Annotated in this window: 17 protein-coding genes; 9 read left to right on the plus strand and 8 right to left on the minus strand. The window is 70.2% G+C overall.

Annotated features, from left to right (window positions below; translation table 11 throughout):
* Nucleotides 1-25 precede the first annotated feature (25 nt).
* Nucleotides 26-787, minus strand: a complete 762-nt coding sequence (locus tag ACFY1U_RS07300) for a hypothetical protein (protein ID WP_390693124.1) — start codon at nt 785-787, stop codon at nt 26-28.
* 316 nt (nt 788-1,103) lie between these two features.
* Between ACFY1U_RS07300 and purN the strand changes: the two genes are divergently transcribed.
* The 6 genes from purN to ACFY1U_RS07330 all read left to right on the plus strand — a co-directional run bounded on the left by purN (nt 1,104) and on the right by ACFY1U_RS07330 (nt 6,506).
* A complete protein-coding gene (gene purN / locus ACFY1U_RS07305; RefSeq protein WP_344404563.1) occupies nt 1,104-1,733 on the plus strand; it encodes a phosphoribosylglycinamide formyltransferase in 630 nt (209 codons plus the stop codon).
* Nucleotides 1,730-3,319: a bifunctional phosphoribosylaminoimidazolecarboxamide formyltransferase/IMP cyclohydrolase gene (gene purH, locus ACFY1U_RS07310; RefSeq protein WP_390693125.1), complete on the plus strand. Its 1,590-nt coding sequence runs from the start codon at nt 1,730-1,732 to the stop codon at nt 3,317-3,319. Before purN ends, purH begins: the two co-directional genes overlap by 4 nt.
* Nucleotides 3,320-3,557: 238 nt before the next feature.
* Entirely contained in the window at nt 3,558-3,866 is a 309-nt protein-coding gene (locus ACFY1U_RS07315; RefSeq protein ID WP_390693126.1) for a hypothetical protein, read from the plus strand.
* Nucleotides 3,866-5,113: a putative T7SS-secreted protein gene (locus ACFY1U_RS07320; protein ID WP_390693127.1), complete on the plus strand. Its 1,248-nt coding sequence runs from the start codon at nt 3,866-3,868 to the stop codon at nt 5,111-5,113. Before ACFY1U_RS07315 ends, ACFY1U_RS07320 begins: the two co-directional genes overlap by 1 nt.
* Entirely contained in the window at nt 5,110-5,613 is a 504-nt protein-coding gene (locus ACFY1U_RS07325; RefSeq protein ID WP_390693128.1) for a hypothetical protein, read from the plus strand. The genes ACFY1U_RS07320 and ACFY1U_RS07325 overlap by 4 nt, the downstream gene beginning before the upstream one ends.
* Nucleotides 5,614-5,780: 167 nt before the next feature.
* Nucleotides 5,781-6,506 carry a family 16 glycosylhydrolase gene (locus tag ACFY1U_RS07330; protein WP_390693129.1) on the plus strand — a complete coding sequence of 242 codons (726 nt, stop codon included), beginning with the start codon at nt 5,781-5,783 and terminating at the stop codon, nt 6,504-6,506.
* A gap of 6 nt (nt 6,507-6,512) precedes the next feature.
* Here ACFY1U_RS07330 and ACFY1U_RS07335 read toward each other — a convergent pair whose 3' ends face one another.
* The 7 genes from ACFY1U_RS07335 to ACFY1U_RS07365 form a co-directional block, all read right to left on the minus strand.
* A complete protein-coding gene (locus ACFY1U_RS07335) occupies nt 6,513-8,186 on the minus strand; it encodes a protein kinase (protein WP_390693130.1) in 1,674 nt (557 codons plus the stop codon).
* Between the two features lie 73 nt (nt 8,187-8,259).
* Complete coding sequence (locus ACFY1U_RS07340) at nt 8,260-8,760, minus strand: hypothetical protein (RefSeq protein WP_390693131.1); 501 nt, start codon at nt 8,758-8,760, stop codon at nt 8,260-8,262.
* 134 nt (nt 8,761-8,894) lie between these two features.
* On the minus strand, nt 8,895-9,395 hold the full coding sequence (locus ACFY1U_RS07345) for a hypothetical protein (protein ID WP_390693132.1): 501 nt from the start codon (nt 9,393-9,395) through the stop codon (nt 8,895-8,897).
* Nucleotides 9,396-9,493: 98 nt separating this feature from the next.
* On the minus strand, nt 9,494-11,059 hold the full coding sequence (locus ACFY1U_RS07350) for a protein kinase (RefSeq protein WP_390693133.1): 1,566 nt from the start codon (nt 11,057-11,059) through the stop codon (nt 9,494-9,496).
* Nucleotides 11,056-11,802 carry an FHA domain-containing protein gene (locus ACFY1U_RS07355; RefSeq protein WP_390693134.1) on the minus strand — a complete coding sequence of 249 codons (747 nt, stop codon included), beginning with the start codon at nt 11,800-11,802 and terminating at the stop codon, nt 11,056-11,058. Before ACFY1U_RS07355 ends, ACFY1U_RS07350 begins: the two co-directional genes overlap by 4 nt.
* A gap of 131 nt (nt 11,803-11,933) precedes the next feature.
* Complete coding sequence (locus ACFY1U_RS07360) at nt 11,934-12,464, minus strand: hypothetical protein (RefSeq protein WP_390693135.1); 531 nt, start codon at nt 12,462-12,464, stop codon at nt 11,934-11,936.
* A 37-nt stretch (nt 12,465-12,501) separates the two neighbouring features.
* Complete coding sequence (locus tag ACFY1U_RS07365) at nt 12,502-13,113, minus strand: RDD family protein (protein ID WP_390693136.1); 612 nt, start codon at nt 13,111-13,113, stop codon at nt 12,502-12,504.
* 246 nt (nt 13,114-13,359) lie between these two features.
* Between ACFY1U_RS07365 and ACFY1U_RS07370 the strand changes: the two genes are divergently transcribed.
* The 3 genes from ACFY1U_RS07370 (at nt 13,360) to ACFY1U_RS07380 (ending at nt 15,435) form a co-directional block, all read left to right on the plus strand.
* A complete protein-coding gene (locus ACFY1U_RS07370; RefSeq protein WP_390693137.1) occupies nt 13,360-14,214 on the plus strand; it encodes a bifunctional methylenetetrahydrofolate dehydrogenase/methenyltetrahydrofolate cyclohydrolase in 855 nt (284 codons plus the stop codon).
* A gap of 58 nt (nt 14,215-14,272) precedes the next feature.
* Nucleotides 14,273-14,725, plus strand: coding sequence for a DUF3017 domain-containing protein (locus tag ACFY1U_RS07375; RefSeq protein WP_390693662.1), 453 nt, complete (start codon nt 14,273-14,275; stop codon nt 14,723-14,725).
* 224 nt (nt 14,726-14,949) lie between these two features.
* Nucleotides 14,950-15,435, plus strand: a complete 486-nt coding sequence (locus ACFY1U_RS07380; protein WP_390693138.1) for a helix-turn-helix domain-containing protein — start codon at nt 14,950-14,952, stop codon at nt 15,433-15,435.
* The last annotated feature ends 137 nt before the right edge of the window (nt 15,436-15,572 follow it).

Here is a 15,572-nt window from a genome sequence, read left to right on the forward strand (position 1 = left end):
GCCGCGCTGCCGTGCCGGCCGTTCGTCAGCCGTTCGTACCCAGCAGCCCCCGCAGGTCCTTCGGCAGCAGCTGGGTGCAGGACTGCCTCGCCTGGTTCGTGAGGGCGTCGTTGGTGCAGGTGTAGTAATCGCTGTACACCATCTGCGCGGTGAACGTCGCGGCCACCAGCACGATCGCCAGGGACGCCGTGACCAGGCCGGTCACTGCCGCCGTCGTCTGCGGCCGGCCGCCCGGATCGCCCGCGGGCTCGGCGGCGGTCCCGGCGCGCAGGGCGCTGATGCCCCAGTACAGGGCGAGGGCGCCCAGCAGCAGGGCCACATACGGCCAGCTGAACAGGGCGAAGAAGAACGCCCACATGCCGCACAGCAGGGCGTAGCGGGCGCGGCGCTGCGAGGGGTCCGTCGGGTCCCAGCGCATGCCGGAGCCCGGGGTGTTGCCGCCCTGGCCCTCGGGGCCGGGGGGCGGACTGCCGGGGCGCTCACCGAAACCGCCGGGGGAGCGGCCCGGCTGGCGGTCGCTCCACTGGCTGCCCCAGGGGGAACCGGACTCGCCGGACCCGTCGCCGTTCTCCCCCTCGGCCGGGCGGCGCGGCCGCCACGGGCGGTCCGGGGTGCCCTCCGGAGGCGGGGCGAACGGGTTGTCGTCCTCGGCGGAGTCGCCGGGTTTCCGGTCCGAGGGCGCGTCGGGCGGAGAGGCGGGGCGCTCCCGCAGCAGCACGCCGCGGTGCTCCCCTCCCTCCACCGACTGCGGGGGGAGCGTGAGCAGTCGCAGGCTGCGGTCCGGCATCAAGTGAGCGTCTTCCCCTAGGCGATACGGCGGTGAGCAGGCGTTGATCAAGCATTGACAGGCGTTCGTACAGCTGTCTTTGCACGAGCTTCCACTTCGGAAACGCACAGCACCACGACCGCGTTCCCGACCCGGGCTCTCCCAGACGCTACCTTCCGGCCGCGCCCCCGTCCCGTGGGGGCTGCCCGGAGTGCCGGTATCGTTGCTGGCGTTCGGCCGCTTCGTAGACTTCCCCGTATCCCGGGGCGCGAAGCATTCGTACGAACGTACATACGGCCGACTGTACGGAAACGCTCCCCCGAGAAAGGGCCCCACCGTGGCCGCCAAGCCCGTGGCCAAGCGCCTCGTCGTGCTGGTCTCCGGATCCGGCACCAACCTCCAGGCGCTGCTGGACGCCATCGAGACGACCGGCGTCGAGGCCTACGGCGCCGAGATCGTGGCCGTCGGGGCCGACCGCGCCGGCATCGAGGGGCTCGCCCGCGCCGAGCGCGCCGGGCTGCCGACCTTCGTGACGAGGGTCAAGGACTACGGGAGCCGCGAGGAGTGGGACGCGGCGCTCGCCGAGGCGGTCGCCTCGTACGAGCCCGACCTGGTCGTCTCCGCCGGGTTCATGAAGATCGTGGGCAAGGAGTTCCTGGCCCGCTTCGGCGGCCGGTTCGTGAACACGCACCCGGCCCTCCTCCCCAGTTTTCCCGGAGCCCACGGTGTGCGCGACGCGCTCGCGTACGGCGCCAGGGTCACCGGCTGCACCGTCCACTTCGTCGACGACGGCGTCGACACCGGACCGATCATCGCTCAGGGCGTGGTGGAGGTCCGGGACGAGGACGACGAGAGCGCTCTGCACGAGCGCATCAAGGAAGTCGAGCGAAGGCTGCTCGTCGATGTCGTGGGGCGGCTCGCCCGCAACGGCTATCGCATTGAGGGACGAAAGGTAGTTATCCAGTGACCGCCGACAGCAACAAGCGGCCCCTTCGCCGGGCGCTCGTCAGCGTCTACGACAAGACCGGCCTCGAGGACCTCGCACGCGGCCTGCACGAGGCGGGCGTGGAGCTCGTCTCCACCGGGTCCACCGCCGGCCGTATCGCCGCCGCGGGTGTCCCCGTCACCAAGGTCGAGGAGCTCACCGGGTTCCCCGAGTGCCTGGACGGCCGGGTCAAGACCCTGCACCCCAGGGTGCACGCGGGCATCCTCGCCGACCTGCGCCTGGAGAGCCACCGCGAGCAGCTGGCCGAGCTGGGCGTCGAGCCGTTCGACCTCGTCGTGGTCAACCTCTACCCGTTCCGCGAGACCGTCGCCTCGGGAGCGTCCCCCGACGAGTGCGTCGAGCAGATCGACATCGGCGGCCCGTCGATGGTCCGCGCGGCCGCCAAGAACCACCCGTCGGTCGCCGTGGTCACCAGCCCGGCGCGGTACGGGGACGTCCTGGCCGCGGCCAAGGACGGCGGCTTCGACCTCACCACCCGCAAGCGGCTCGCCGCGGAGGCCTTCCGGCACACGGCCGAGTACGACATCGCGGTCGCGAGCTGGTTCGCGAGCGCGTACGCGCCTGTGGACGACTCTGTCTTCCCCGACTTCCTGGGCGCCACCTGGGAGCGCGCGCACACCCTGCGCTACGGCGAGAACCCGCACCAGCCCGCCGCCCTGTACGTCGACACTGCATCCATCAGCGGCTCCGCCGCGGGCGGCAGCGGCCTCGCGCAGGCCGAGCAGCTGCACGGCAAGGAGATGTCGTACAACAACTACACGGACACGGACGCCGCGCGCCGTGCCGCGTACGACCACGACGAGCCGGCCGTCGCGATCATCAAGCACGCCAACCCCTGCGGTATCGCGGTCGGTTCGGACGTCGCGGAGGCGCACCGCAAGGCGCACGCCTGTGACCCGCTGTCCGCGTTCGGAGGCGTCATCGCGGTCAACCGTCCGGTGTCGAAGGAGATGGCCGAGCAGGTCGCCGAGATCTTCACCGAGGTCATCGTCGCGCCGGACTACGAGGAGGGCGCGCTGGAGGCCCTCGCCAAGAAGAAGAACATCCGCGTCCTGAAGGCCCCGGCGGCCCCCTCGCACCCCGCAGAGATCAAGCCCATCGACGGCGGCGCGCTCCTCCAGGTCACCGACCGCCTCCAGGCCGAGGGCGACGACCCGGCCAACTGGACGCTGGCCACGGGCGAGGCACTCTCCGCGGACGAACTGGCCGAGCTGTCCTTCGCCTGGAAGGCCTGCCGTGCCGTCAAGTCCAACGCGATCCTCCTCGCCAAGGACGGCGCCTCGGTCGGCGTCGGCATGGGTCAGGTCAACCGCGTCGACTCCGCGAAGCTCGCCGTCGAGCGGGCGGGCGCCGAGCGCGCGCAGGGCTCGTACGCCGCCTCGGACGCGTTCTTCCCCTTCCCGGACGGCCTGGAGATCCTCATCGAGGCCGGCGTGAAGGCGGTCGTCCAGCCGGGCGGCTCGGTCCGCGACGAGCTGGTGGTCGAGGCCGCGAAGAAGGCGGGCGTGACGATGTACTTCACGGGGACGCGGCACTTCTTCCACTGAGCCGCCTCCGCTGAGCCGCGCACCTGATGCCGTCTCATCCGCCCGTACGCGGTTCGCCGCGTACGGGCGGTTCTTCCGCGCTCCCAAGTCAGGCCCGCCTGGTCCGACCCATCGGATCCGTTGCTAGGCTCCCCTCTCGATTGCGGTCCTTGAGGGGGCATCTCGACGGGGGCATGTCGGGCGACTGGTTCAGGCGCCGGGCATCGGGAGGGTATGGAAGATGTCGGACGGGTTCTCCGTGGATCTCGACGCGCTGCGCAAAGCCGCATCCGGGATCAGTACCACTCTGAACGCGATGGCCACCAAGAAGGTGAGCGACATCGATGCTCCCAAGGACGACTTCGGACACGATGAACTGGCCTCGGCAGTCAACGATTTCTGTGACCGGTGGAACATCGGCGTCTCACATCTGGCCTCTGACGGTGCGGAGGTCTCCGACCGGCTGAACCACTGCGTCACGAACTACGAAGCGGCCGAGCAGCATATCCAGCTCTCGACGCAGGGAATTCTTGAGTCCTCGTCCGGCAAAGACCCGGGGGCGTCCTGATGGCCGAGCTCGGAGAGACGTCGGATCCCCGCGAGCTCGTACCCGGCGCACCGGACTCTCTGACCACGACGGCCCAGTCCCTGCTCGCCTACGGTGATGTACTCGTAGAGGCCGGTGAAGGGCTGGCGAAAATCGACACCGCGGATGGCTGGAGGGGCGAGGCCGCCGATGCCTTCCGTGATCGATTCCATGGTCAGCCGACGAGATGGATCGAGGCGGGCAATGAATTCCATGCCGCCGCGAACGCCCTGTACGACTACATCTACACCCTGCGGTCGGCCCAGCAGCGCGCCGGTGAGGCCATATCCCAATTCGCGCGTGGCGAGGCAGCCACCAAGGCCGCCAAAAGCGCCTACGAGCAACAGGTAAACCAGGCGCGCAGCAAAGGGGACAACTCCGAGATCCCTTTCAACGACCCCGGCGAGGCGGACCGTGCCACGGCCCGCGGGAATCTCGAAACCGCTCGCAGCAATGTGGACAGCGCGGGACACACCGCGGCCACGCTGGTGAAGAAGGCCACGGAGTCCGCTCCGGAACGCCCGGGATTCTGGTCCAAGGTCGGCGACTTCTTCAGCGATGCGGGTGAAGAACTACTGGACGGAGGCAAGACGGTCGTCAACGACCTCGCCTCCTTCGGGAACGCCATGCTCCAGCATCCCGGCGACAGCGCTGCGATGCTCGGCGGCATGCTCCTGGCCGGGGTCAGCGCCGGCGGCGAGGGCGTAGGCGTTCTCCTGGACGCGACAGGCGCGGGCGCCATCGCCGGAGTGCCCCTCAACGTCGTCTCCGCCGCCGGGATCGCCACAGGCGTCGGTATGGCGGGTGCGGGCGCGCTGGACCTTGCCCAGCACGCCACGAGCGACTCCGCGGTCGAACCCCTGCAGATGAACAGCGAGGGCTCCGGCGCCGGCGGCTCCGCACAGCAGCAGGCGTCCGATCTGATCAAGAATGGTCAGGAGTTCAAGGGCACCGGCGGTCGCGCGGGAAACAATCTGCCGGTGGAGAACGGTCCGAAAGACGGAACCCTCTACAAGACCGATCCGCAGACCGGAAAAGTAACCAACTACACGACTTACGACTCCGAAGGCCGTGCCCTGAAGCGGGTGGACCTGGAGGGCGCCTCGCACGGCGGAGTGGAGACTCCGCACGTCGTAGAATACTCGCGTAATACCAATCCGAAGACCGGTGAGGTCTTTGTGCGCCCATCGAGGTCAGTGCGCGCCGCATTCCCCTGGGAGATCCCGTGAGCACCAGAAAACCGGCGTGGTCCGAACGCGAACTGCCGGCGTTCTTCAAGCGGTGGCGCACCGAATGGAAGGACGAGGAGCTCTCCCCCTCCAACTACCTCGACTACGAGGGCGGCTTGCGCTTCGTCCTGGCAGCGGCCTGGCTGTTCTGTCCCGAGACGGTCGAGTACCGCGGTTGCGTGTTCCTCAAGGAGAACTTCAGCCAGGACACTGTCGACAACTGGTTCACGACTGTGGGCCCTGATCGGGAGCGCATCGAAGCAGTCGTCAATCAGGTCAGATTGTGGGACGTCTTCATCAACGCTTCCCGGACGGACGACGAACAGCTCGGGGAGGAGCTGCCCCAGCTCGCGCTGGCTCTGGGGGAGTGCTGGCAGGGAGTCCTGTCCGCGCGCTATCCGGACCGGGAGATCACCGTCGAGGTCGGCGACGAGGAGGACGGGTCCTATGGGCCGGCTGTGACCTTCTGGACCTCCCCGGCCGTCCCGGATTTCGGCTAGCAGCCCGCGTATCGCCCGTGGACAGGGCAGCCGCCGGCTTCAACTCCGGAAGCCAGGAAGCGATCCGCGCCGCGCATCTTGTCAAACATTGAACGGACTCCTACAGTCCGGATGATGGGAGTGGGACCGCTCCCACACCCCCATGTCATCCGAGCGATGGAGCCGCGATGTCAGCTGCACTTCTCCGGCCGGGACGCCTCATAGTGGCCGCCCTGGCGGCACTGTCCCTGCTTCTCCTGGGACAGCCGCAAGCCCACGCCGCGTCCTGGGGAGCCCCCCAGACCGTCAACTCGTGGAACGTCATCAACGCACGGTGGACCGCCAACAACGAGCTGGAGACCTACACTCCGGGCTGCGTCTGGTACGAGGGCAACACCCTCGTCATCAAGACCTACAGGTCGGGCGGCACGTACTACTCGGGCCGGGTCGAGTCCAAGGCGCTCTACGGCTACGGCACCTACAGCTTCACCGCGAACATGCCCAACGGCCAGGGCCTCCTGCCCGCGGTGTGGGCGGCCTACCTGAATCCGTGGCTGCCCGAGTTCGACGCCGCCGAAATCGTCGGCCAGAACGCGAACACCGTCTACCAGACCTCCCACGACACCAACAACGCCCAGACCCAGTTCTCGAAGACGAACGGTGCGGGCTGGACCAACGCGTACCACACGTACTCGTTCACCTGGTGGCCCGATCACATCGACTTCGCCGTGGACGGCACCATCACCGGCACCAAGTGGTACACCACTCCCGCGGGTGTGGGGATGCACTTCATCGTCAACACCGCCGTCGGCGGCGACTGGCCGGGCAACCCCAACGACTCGACCTGGGCCACGGGAGACGGTGCGAGGTATCTGAAGGTCTCCTCGATCACCTACACGCCGTACTACCCGTAAGGCGCCTCAGGTCGAACTGCGCAGTGCCGCCCAGGTGTTGGGGCCCACCTGGCCGTCGACCTCCAGTCCCCTGGCGGTCTGGAAGCTTCGTACCGCCGCGTCGGTGTCCTTGCCGAAGTCGCCGTCCACGCCCGAACCGCCCACGCTGTAGCCGCGTTTGGTCAGCATGCACTGCACCTGTACGACGCGTTGGCCGCGGTCCCCGAGCTGGGTCTGTTCGGTGCCGGAGTAGTAGGTGCAGTCGGTGAGCCACGGTGGTTTCGCGGGGGCGGGGGTCGACTTCGAGGGGATGGGGGTCGGGGTGCCGGGTGTCCTGGAGGTGGGGTGGGGAGTGGGGCCGGCGCTTTGAGTGCTGTTGCCGGACGGGGAAGGGGTGGCGGAGGCGCCCGTGTCCACCAGCTGCCCCTGCCCCTGCCCCTTCGGCTTGTGCTGCCCCTTCTCCTTCGGATTCCAGGAGGGCGCGGAGGGCCCGCCGCCGTCGTCGGCCGTGGTGGCGGTGGAGGCGGCGCCCGCGGTGGCGTCGGAGGACGACGGGCGGGTGAGCAGGAAGGCGGTTGCGGCGACCGTGCACACCGCGAGTACGGCGGCGACGGCGGCGTACGGCCTCCTGCGGCGCCCGGCCGGTGCGGCCGGCGGGGGCACCGGTACCACCGGAGTCACCGGTGGGCCGAACCCCGGCCCTGCCCCCGGGTACGTCACCCGCTGGGTCGGCGTCTGCTGAGGGTGTCCGCCCGGCACCGGGCCGGCCCGGAGTACCTCGTAGGCCTTCTGACGGGCGAGGAGGCGGCCGCCCAGGGGCTCCTGCCAGGACGTGGCCCGTGGGTGTGCGGCGGCGGTGTCGATGAGGTCCTGTGGGCCGGGCCGTAGCGCGGGGTCCTTGCTGAGGCAGGCCGTCAGGAGCGCGGCCAGGGCGGGGTCGATGGCCGCGACCTCGGCCATGATCTCGGCGTTCGGCTGCTCGGAGGCGACGCGGTGCAGGACGTCCATGCCGGTGCCGTCGCCGAACGGGGCGTGCCCGGTGAGCGCGTGGACCACGGTGCTCGCGCAGCAGAACACGTCGGATGCCGTGTCGCAGCGGCCGTCCCTGAGGTACTCCGGGGACATGAAGGCCGGGGTGCCGACCCTGCTGCCGGTGGTGGTGATCGCGCTGGCGTCGACGGCCTGTGCGATGCCGAAGTCGATGACGTGCGCGCCCTGTTGAGTGAGCAGTACGTTCGACGGTTTGAAGTCCCGGTGCACGATCCCGACGGCCGCCAGCGCGCCCAGTGCCCGGCCGAGATCCGCCACCAGCCGCCACGCCCCGGACGGCTCCAGCACGCCGCAGTCCCGTACCGCGTCCGCGAGATTGAGCCCCGGCAGATACGCCGTCGCCATCCACAGCAACTCGCTGTCGGCCTCGAACCCGGTACCGAAGAGCTCCGGCGTGTACGGCGCGCCCACGCGCGCGTGCACGGTGGCCTCCCGCTCGAACCGCCGCCGGAAGCGCGGATCTTCGGCGAGCTCGGGCCGAACGACCTTCACCGCGGCCAGCCCGGGCGTCCCGTCGCCGTACCGCGCCAGATAGACGCGCCCCATGCCACCGCTGCCGAGCAGCCCCAACGGCACATACGGCCCGATACGCGCCGGGTCGGCCGGCCGCAGGAGCCTCGCACACGTCTCCGCGAGGGCGGCGTCTGACATGGATCCCCCGACGTGTTCTCTGTCGACCTCGGTCACCCCAACGAGCCCTGCGGCACCACTGGTTGACGAGAGACTACCGGGTCACCGGATCGCGTTGTGCGGCGTAGGCCGCCGCCTTCGACGCGCAGGCCGTCCGTGGCTTCCCCGCAGGCACCCAGGCCTCCAGCTTCTGCAGCACGCTGAACTCGTCCTCGTCGGCGCCGCCCTTCTTCTTCAGGGCTCTGAGCGTTGTGTCGACGACGGTCGTCAGGTGGGGGAGGTCCTCCGTGCAGCGTGGCGCCAGTGCCGCCAGTACCTGTTGGTACTGGTCGGCAGGCCGAAGGTTGCCGTCGAGGTCGGCCAGCTTCTGTGCCGGGCCGGGTGGGGGTGACGTCTGTGCCGCCGGGGTCGCCGCCGGGCTGCTGTGCCCGGCGGCAGGTTTCGCGGCCGCCGTCGAGGTGTCGTGTGTGCCGGCGTTCTTGGATCCGCAGGCCGTGCCCGCCATCAGCACCGGAGACACGATCAGTGCCTCCACCGCGACCGCGGTCCTCCTTCTCCTGCTCAGCGGCGTCTTCGGTGCCGAAACGAGCTGCATGCTCACGAGCCCCCTGTCCACAGGTCCCGCTCCCTGGTCTCGGGCGCGGCATCCGGACCGTACAACAGCCGGACGTACGCGGTCTCCGGCCCTCCCCCGAGGGAGCCGGAGACCGCTGCCTGTTGGGTTCCCTGTCAGCAGGGGCGCAGGGACCAGATCGGGTCCCAGCTGGCCGTGCCCGCCTCGTACGCCGTGGACGTCCAGCGGACGCTGCCGTCCTGGTTGTAGAACCTGGCGACCGTGCCGGGCGTCTGGTTGTTGGTGAACGGGCCGTCGCCGGTCCAGTTGCTGACGGTCCAGGTCTGGCACTTGTAGAAGTCGAACTTGGTGCCCCTGACGACCATGCACAGGTGGCCGTAGTCACAGGCCAGGTCCTGGGCGCCGAGCTTGCTCTTCGGGGCGCGGGTCAGGGTCAGGCCGTCGTACTTGACCTCGTCGGCGGTGGACTTGAGGGCCTTCGGGTGGCCGGTGAGCACCTGGTCGGCGGTCTGCTGGAGGCTGTTGACGCGGATGCCGTCCGGCGTCGAGGTCACCCGGGTGCCGTCCGGGGTGTCGGCCGCGGTGGCCGCGACCGTGGAGCCGGCGAGCAGGGCGGTGGCCGCGAGGAAGAGTGCGGCGGGCTTGGCGATGTTCACGATGTTTCCCCCATGAACTCTGGTGGTCGTTCCGCCGTGGCGGAGTGGTACCACCGTGCCGCCGGCACCCGCCGGCCGGTACCTCGGAAGTCTCAGGGTCACCAACTCCCGGGTGGCGTGTACTCCTTGAGGTACTGGGTGAGCCGCTTGCAGTAGTCGCGGTATTCGGGGGGAATCCCGCGTGTGGCGTTCACTCGCTTGTACGAGGTCCGGTACGCGGCGGCGATCAGCACCCGCTTGTCGCCGGGCAGGTTGGGTGTCAGGTTCGGCTCGATGTAGCAGAGGTAGTGGCCGAGGGCCGTGATCGAGTCGGGGACGGAGAGGGGTGGCTTGGGCATCGACTTCACCGGCCTGCCGTCGGCCCGGATCCACCAGCGCAGAAGCCTCGGGGTCCAGCGTGCGATGCCGTACTCGTCCTTGCCGGGGTCGGAGAGCTTCGGATCGAAGTTGCTCTCCGCCTTGAGCATGGCTGCGATGAGCGCGGGCGTGACGTCCGCCTGGTCGCAGCGGTGAGCCGCGTCGACGATCATCGGGCGGTAGACCGCCGGGATGTCCCGGTCCGTGCGGAGTTCGGCGGAGCCGTAGGTGGCGGGGGTGATCTTCACCGTGGGGGAGGCGCTCTTGACGGCAGGCGGGCTGCCGCCGGAGTCGGCCCAGGTGCTGATGCCGTAGCCGAGTGCGGCGATCGCGACGGTGGCTGCCGTCGCGCTCGCGATCACCGTCGAGCGGCGTCCGGGGCGAGGGAGGCGGGGCGGGCGGTCCGTGCCTGCCGCCTGCGCGACCCGGCGCAGCAGGGTGTCCGTGCCGACGCGGTCGGCGTGCGTGCGGGAGAGGCAGTCGCGGACGATCTGCCGCCAGGCGTCCGGGAGTTCGGGCGACAGGCGCAGCTCGTCGGTGCCGCGGGCGTAGGCGGCGGCCGCGTCGCGGCGGGCGGTCGGGGTGCCGCCGGGGAGGGGGAAGGAGTCGGTCAGCACCAGGTGCGCCAGGACGCCGAAGGCCCAGACGTCGGCGGAGGGGCGGATCTGGCGGCCGCGGGTGCCGATCTCCGACCACAGGAGTTCGGGCGGGGTGTAGTCGGGCGTCGAGAAGGCGGGGGTGTACGCGTGCGTGCCTTCCAGCTCCGCCGCCATGTTGAAGTCGGCGAGCCGCGCCGAACCGTCCTTCATCAGCAGCACATTGGCCGGTTTCAGGTCGCCGTGCACCCAGCCTGCCCGGTGCAGCTGGGCCAGCCCCTCGCAGATCTGCGCGAGCAGCGCCGGCCCGGCCTTCGGTCTCGGCGAGTGCGCGAGCAGCGCCGACAGGGAGCGTTCCGCCTTCTCCAGTACGAGGACGGTGGCGCCGTCCAACTCCGGCCGGCCGGGGTCGTCGACGGTGAGGGTGCCGTACATCCGGATCAGGCGCGGCTGCTTGAGGCGGCGGTGCAACTGGACCTCGCGGTCGATGAGTTCGCGCAGGTGAGCGAGTTGGCGGGGGGTTCCGGTGCCGGTCGGCAGGAACTTCAGGGCGGCCGTGCGGGGCAGCTCCTCGCCGGGGCCTGCCAGGTCGTCGCCCGTGCGGCGGCCCTCGTACACGCTCCCGAAGGCGCCCGTCGCGATCGGCTCCCGCACCTCCCAGACGCCCACCCGGTACCCCTTGGGCACCGGCACGGCGTACGGCTCGGTCACCGGACCGCCCGGCCGGACGGGGAGGCGGCCAGGACCACCAGGTCGTCCTCGCGGACGAGGTCGAAGCGGAGTGCGAGCGAGACCAGCGACTCCTTCTTGCCGTTGAGGCGCGGACCGGTGTCCGCCTCGTCCGGGCCCGGTTTCAGGCGCAGCTTCACCGCCAGGTAGTCGATGTTCCACTGCACGGACGTGCGGGACGCGGCCGGCCAGTTGGGGCGCAGGCGGTCGACGACCTGGTCGACGGTGGGCAGGGGCGCGTGTGGTTCGCCGCGCAGACGGGGTTCGCACAGGGCCGCGAGGACCGCGAAATAGCGCTTGGTGCGGTCGACGGAGAAGGCGGGGGCGGTGGTGGCGCCGTCGAGGCCGCCCTCGGAGTGGAGGTAGTCGTGGCGGGGCGCCCACACCTCGACGGCCAGCAGGTCCCCGGCGGCCGGCAGCACGATCCGGGAGAACTCGAAGGGGACGGGGGCGTCGAGGCGGCCCGGGCCGACCTTCATGTGCTCGCCGGCGCCCTCCGGATTCTCCACGACGTACGTCTGCTCCCGGCTGAGGTTGCTCAGTATCCAGAAGGCGCCCTGCGCGGTGATCTCACCCGCCCTGCGGGAGACGCCCTTGTGGGGGATCTCCACGTCGCAGTCGGCGCTGCGCCCGAACGTGAGCCGCTCGCCGGGCGCGAGCCTGAGCTGGGTGCGAGTGGACTGGTTCTCCGTGGTCGGCGGAGGTACCACGATGATGCTGTACAAGGTGCGTCTCCCGTGCCTGCCGGCTACCCACGTCAGAGTAGGGCGACGCACCAGGGCCGTGTCCCCCTCGGACGGGGAGACACGGCCCTTGGCGATTTATTGGCGCGAACTGTTCAGTGGCGCCGGGCAGTTCACTGGCGTACGCGGTTGAACCAGGCGGTTCCGTTCGCGTTGCCGGCGAACACGGCTATCAGAATGCCGAGAACCGTGTGGAGGAGACCCACGACGACGAAGGGGTAGAGGCCCAGCATCGCGGTGATGACGCCGAAGACGATGGCCGTGATCCGGACACGGTTGCCGCCGTCGCTGAACTTCAGCGCCAGCACGGCCGCGAACACCGCCCAGGCCAGCGCGAACACCACCAGCGCCCACAGCACGCCGGACGAGTACTCCTTGATCTTCTCGAAGGAGGCGTCGTTCTCGACGCCGGCGTTCGAGGTCCTGCGAACCACCCCGGCGACGAAGGCGAACAGGCCCACGCCGATGAGCTGCAGCGGGACGATCACCCACAGCAGCACGCGACCCGCGCTCACGCTGCCCGGCATCGTCGTCATCACCGGAGCGCCCCCGTAGGGGCCCACCGGGGGAGCCGTGGGGTAGCCGTAGCCCGGCTGCTGGCCCTGTTGCGGGCCGTAGGGGTTGGTGGGGCCGCCGAAACTCATGGGGGGTGTTCCTCCGTGAAATGGGGTGGAGCAGCGCTCAGTTCGTACGGATCACGATCGACGAGCAGACCTTGTCGGCGAACGTCTGGCGCTTGGCGTCCCAGGCCGGCCACAGCCAGCCGAGGTAGCAGGCGAGGCTGTCCAGGAAGTGCGCGAGCCGGCGTACGAAGGCCATGCCGACGCCGAGGGGCTGCCCGTCGCTCTCGCGCACCAGGCGGATGCCGACCGCCTTCTTGCCGACCGTCTGGCCGGTCTGGCCCTCCTTGATCAGCTGCCAGATCGCCAGGCCGATGAGGGCGAGGTAGCCGATGATCGCCACGGCCCAGGTCTTGGAGACCCCGCCGACGATGACGATGATGTAGGGGACCAGGAACACGAGCCCGTCGACCAGCGTGCCCAGGAAGCGCTGGCCCCAGTTCGCGTACGGCGGCTGCACGCCGTAACCCGGCTGCTGCGGGTAGCCGTAGCCGGCGGGGGCCTGCGGCGCCTGCGGATAGCCGTAGCCCGGCTGCTGCGGCGGCACGCCCTGCGGGGCCTGCTGCGGGTAGCCGTAGGGCTGCTGGCCGCCCTGCTGGGGGTAGCCGTAACCGGGCTGCTGCGGCGGCTGCTGGGGCTGGCCGTAGGGGTTGTTCGGGTCGCCGTAACTCATGGCGGGATTCCTCCGTTGCGCATATGGGGACATTGCGGATTGCGCGGAGGAATCACACGATGTGAGCGGTTTGCCCCCCGAACACGAACCGCGATACTGCGCCGTTCATCGTTCTTTACGGCTGCTCGCCTTGTCCAGTGGCATTTCGCATGTGTTGTGCAAGTGCAATCTTGCCGATCATGACCGTCCCGCCGGTCCGGCACCCGGATTGGAACCGGGGGGCGGTCATCCGCGAGGATGGGGGGTATGACCGCCCAGATTCTCGATGGCAAGGCCACCGCAGCCGCGATCAAGTCCGATCTGACCGCCCGCGTGGCGGCGCTGAAGGAGAAGGGCGTCACGCCCGGCCTCGGCACGATCCTCGTCGGGACGGATCCCGGCAGCCAGAAGTACGTCGCCGGAAAGCACCGCGACTGCGCCCAGGTCGGCATCGCCTCCATCCAGCGCGAGCTTCCGGAGACGGCGACGCAGGAGGAGATCGAGGCGGTCGTCCGGGAGCTGAACGAGGACCCGGCGTGCACCGGCTACATCGTCCAGCTGCCACTGCCCAAGGGCATCGACGAGAACCGGATCCTGGAGCTGATGGACCCGGACAAGGACGCCGACGGCCTGCACCCGATGAACCTCGGGCGTCTCGTCCTGAACGAGCCGGCCCCGCTGCCCTGCACCCCGAACGGCGTCCTCACCCTGCTCCGTCAGTACGGCGTCGAGATCAAGGGCGCCGAGGTCGTGGTCGTCGGCCGCGGTGTCACCATCGGCCGCCCGATGCCGCTGCTGCTCACCCGCCGCAGCGAGAACGCGACCGTGACCCAGTGCCACACCGGCACCCGTGACCTGTCCTCGCACCTCAGGCGCGCGGACATCATCGTCGCCGCCGCCGGTTCGGCCCATCTGATCCGGCCCGAGGACGTGAAGCCGGGCGCCGCCGTCCTCGACGTCGGTGTCTCGCGCAGCGCCGAGGGCAAGATCGTGGGCGACGTCCACCCGGGCGTCGCCGAGGTCGCCGGCTGGATCTCGCCGAACCCCGGCGGTGTCGGCCCGATGACCCGTGCCCAGCTGCTCGTCAACGTGGTCGAGGCGGCGGAGCGCAGTGCCGGCTGAGGCGAAGCACCCCGAGGGTGCGGCGAAGCAGCCCGAGCGCGCGGTCGAGGACCCCGAGCTGCAGGCCGAGGAGACCGTCCGCGACGCGATCAGCGCGCCCGACGCCGAGGGCAGGCCGCGCCGCACGACGCGCCGTTTCCCGCTGTTCACGAGGGACACCGCACGTCCCGAGGGCGGCGGCCGGGCGGCTCGCAGCGACGCCCCCGCGCCCGCCCGGCAGTGGCCGATCCTCGCCGTCCTCGGCATGGTCGGGCTCGGCCTGCTGCTGACCGCGCTGGACGTCTTCCGGTACGGCACCCTGCTGATCGGCGTCGCCCTGGTGGCCGGGGCTGCGCTGCGCTGGATCCTGCCCGACGTCGGCATGCTCGCCGTGCGCTCCCGCTTCACGGACATCGTCACGTACGGCGTGCTGGGTCTCGCGATCGTGCTGCTGGCGATGATGGTGCAGCCGCATCCGTGGCTGCAGATTCCGTTCCTGAAGGACACGCTGCATTTCACGGTGAGCAGTTAGGCCGCGCAGTAGGCGTTCCCTGTGCCGAGATGGGCCGTCGATCGTCTGCGGGGCCGTTGTGGCTGGTCGCGCCCACGCGGCGGAGCCGCACATCGACACAGCCCCGCGCCCCTTTGGGGCGCGGTCGTCGCCGACGCCCAGCCTCCTGCGCGGGGAACCAACGGCGGCCCGGCTTCGTCCCCTGGTCAGGGCGGGTAACGCGAAGGATCTGGTGGAGGTGCGCGATGGGCGGCTGGCAGCCGCTGCCGGACGATCTGCCGCCGGAGGTGCGGCACTTCGTGGAGCAGCTGCGGCTCCTCAAGGACCGGACGGGGCTCAGCCTCGTCTCGCTCGGCGCCCGCACCGCGTACAGCAAGTCCTCCTGGCACCGCTATCTCAACGCCACCCAGCCCCCGCCCCGGCAGGCGGTCGCCGCCCTGTGCCGGATCGCGGGCCTCGCCGAGGCGGAGGCCGAGCGGTTCGGGGTGCGCTGGGAACTGGCGGTCCAGGCCTGGCCGCGCCAGGCCACCCTTCCGGTGAAACCCGCCGACGGCTCGGGGGAAGCGGGAGGGCCGGGCGGTGAGGAGTACGAGGACGATCCCACCCTGCCCTGGTGGGACACACCCGAAGAGACCCGCCGGCGGCAGGGCGGGCGGCTGCTGCTGTACGCCGTACTGCTGCTGCTCCTCATGCTGGTGATCGCGCTCGTGGGCGTCCTCGCGAACGGCTGAGGTGTCCCTGGGCGGGGTGAATACGCCCGTGACGGGCGAGGTTGTCCGTGTGTGTCTCCGGTGTCGATGTATGACAAGTTTGCGGGATTGACACGGGGTTGTTCGATAAGGGCCCTAGTGTGGGCGGGTCCGGCCGG

It is taken from the genome of Streptomyces sp. NPDC001351, from assembly GCF_042896045.1.
In the GTDB taxonomy this organism is placed as follows: Bacteria; Actinomycetota; Actinomycetes; order Streptomycetales; family Streptomycetaceae; genus Streptomyces.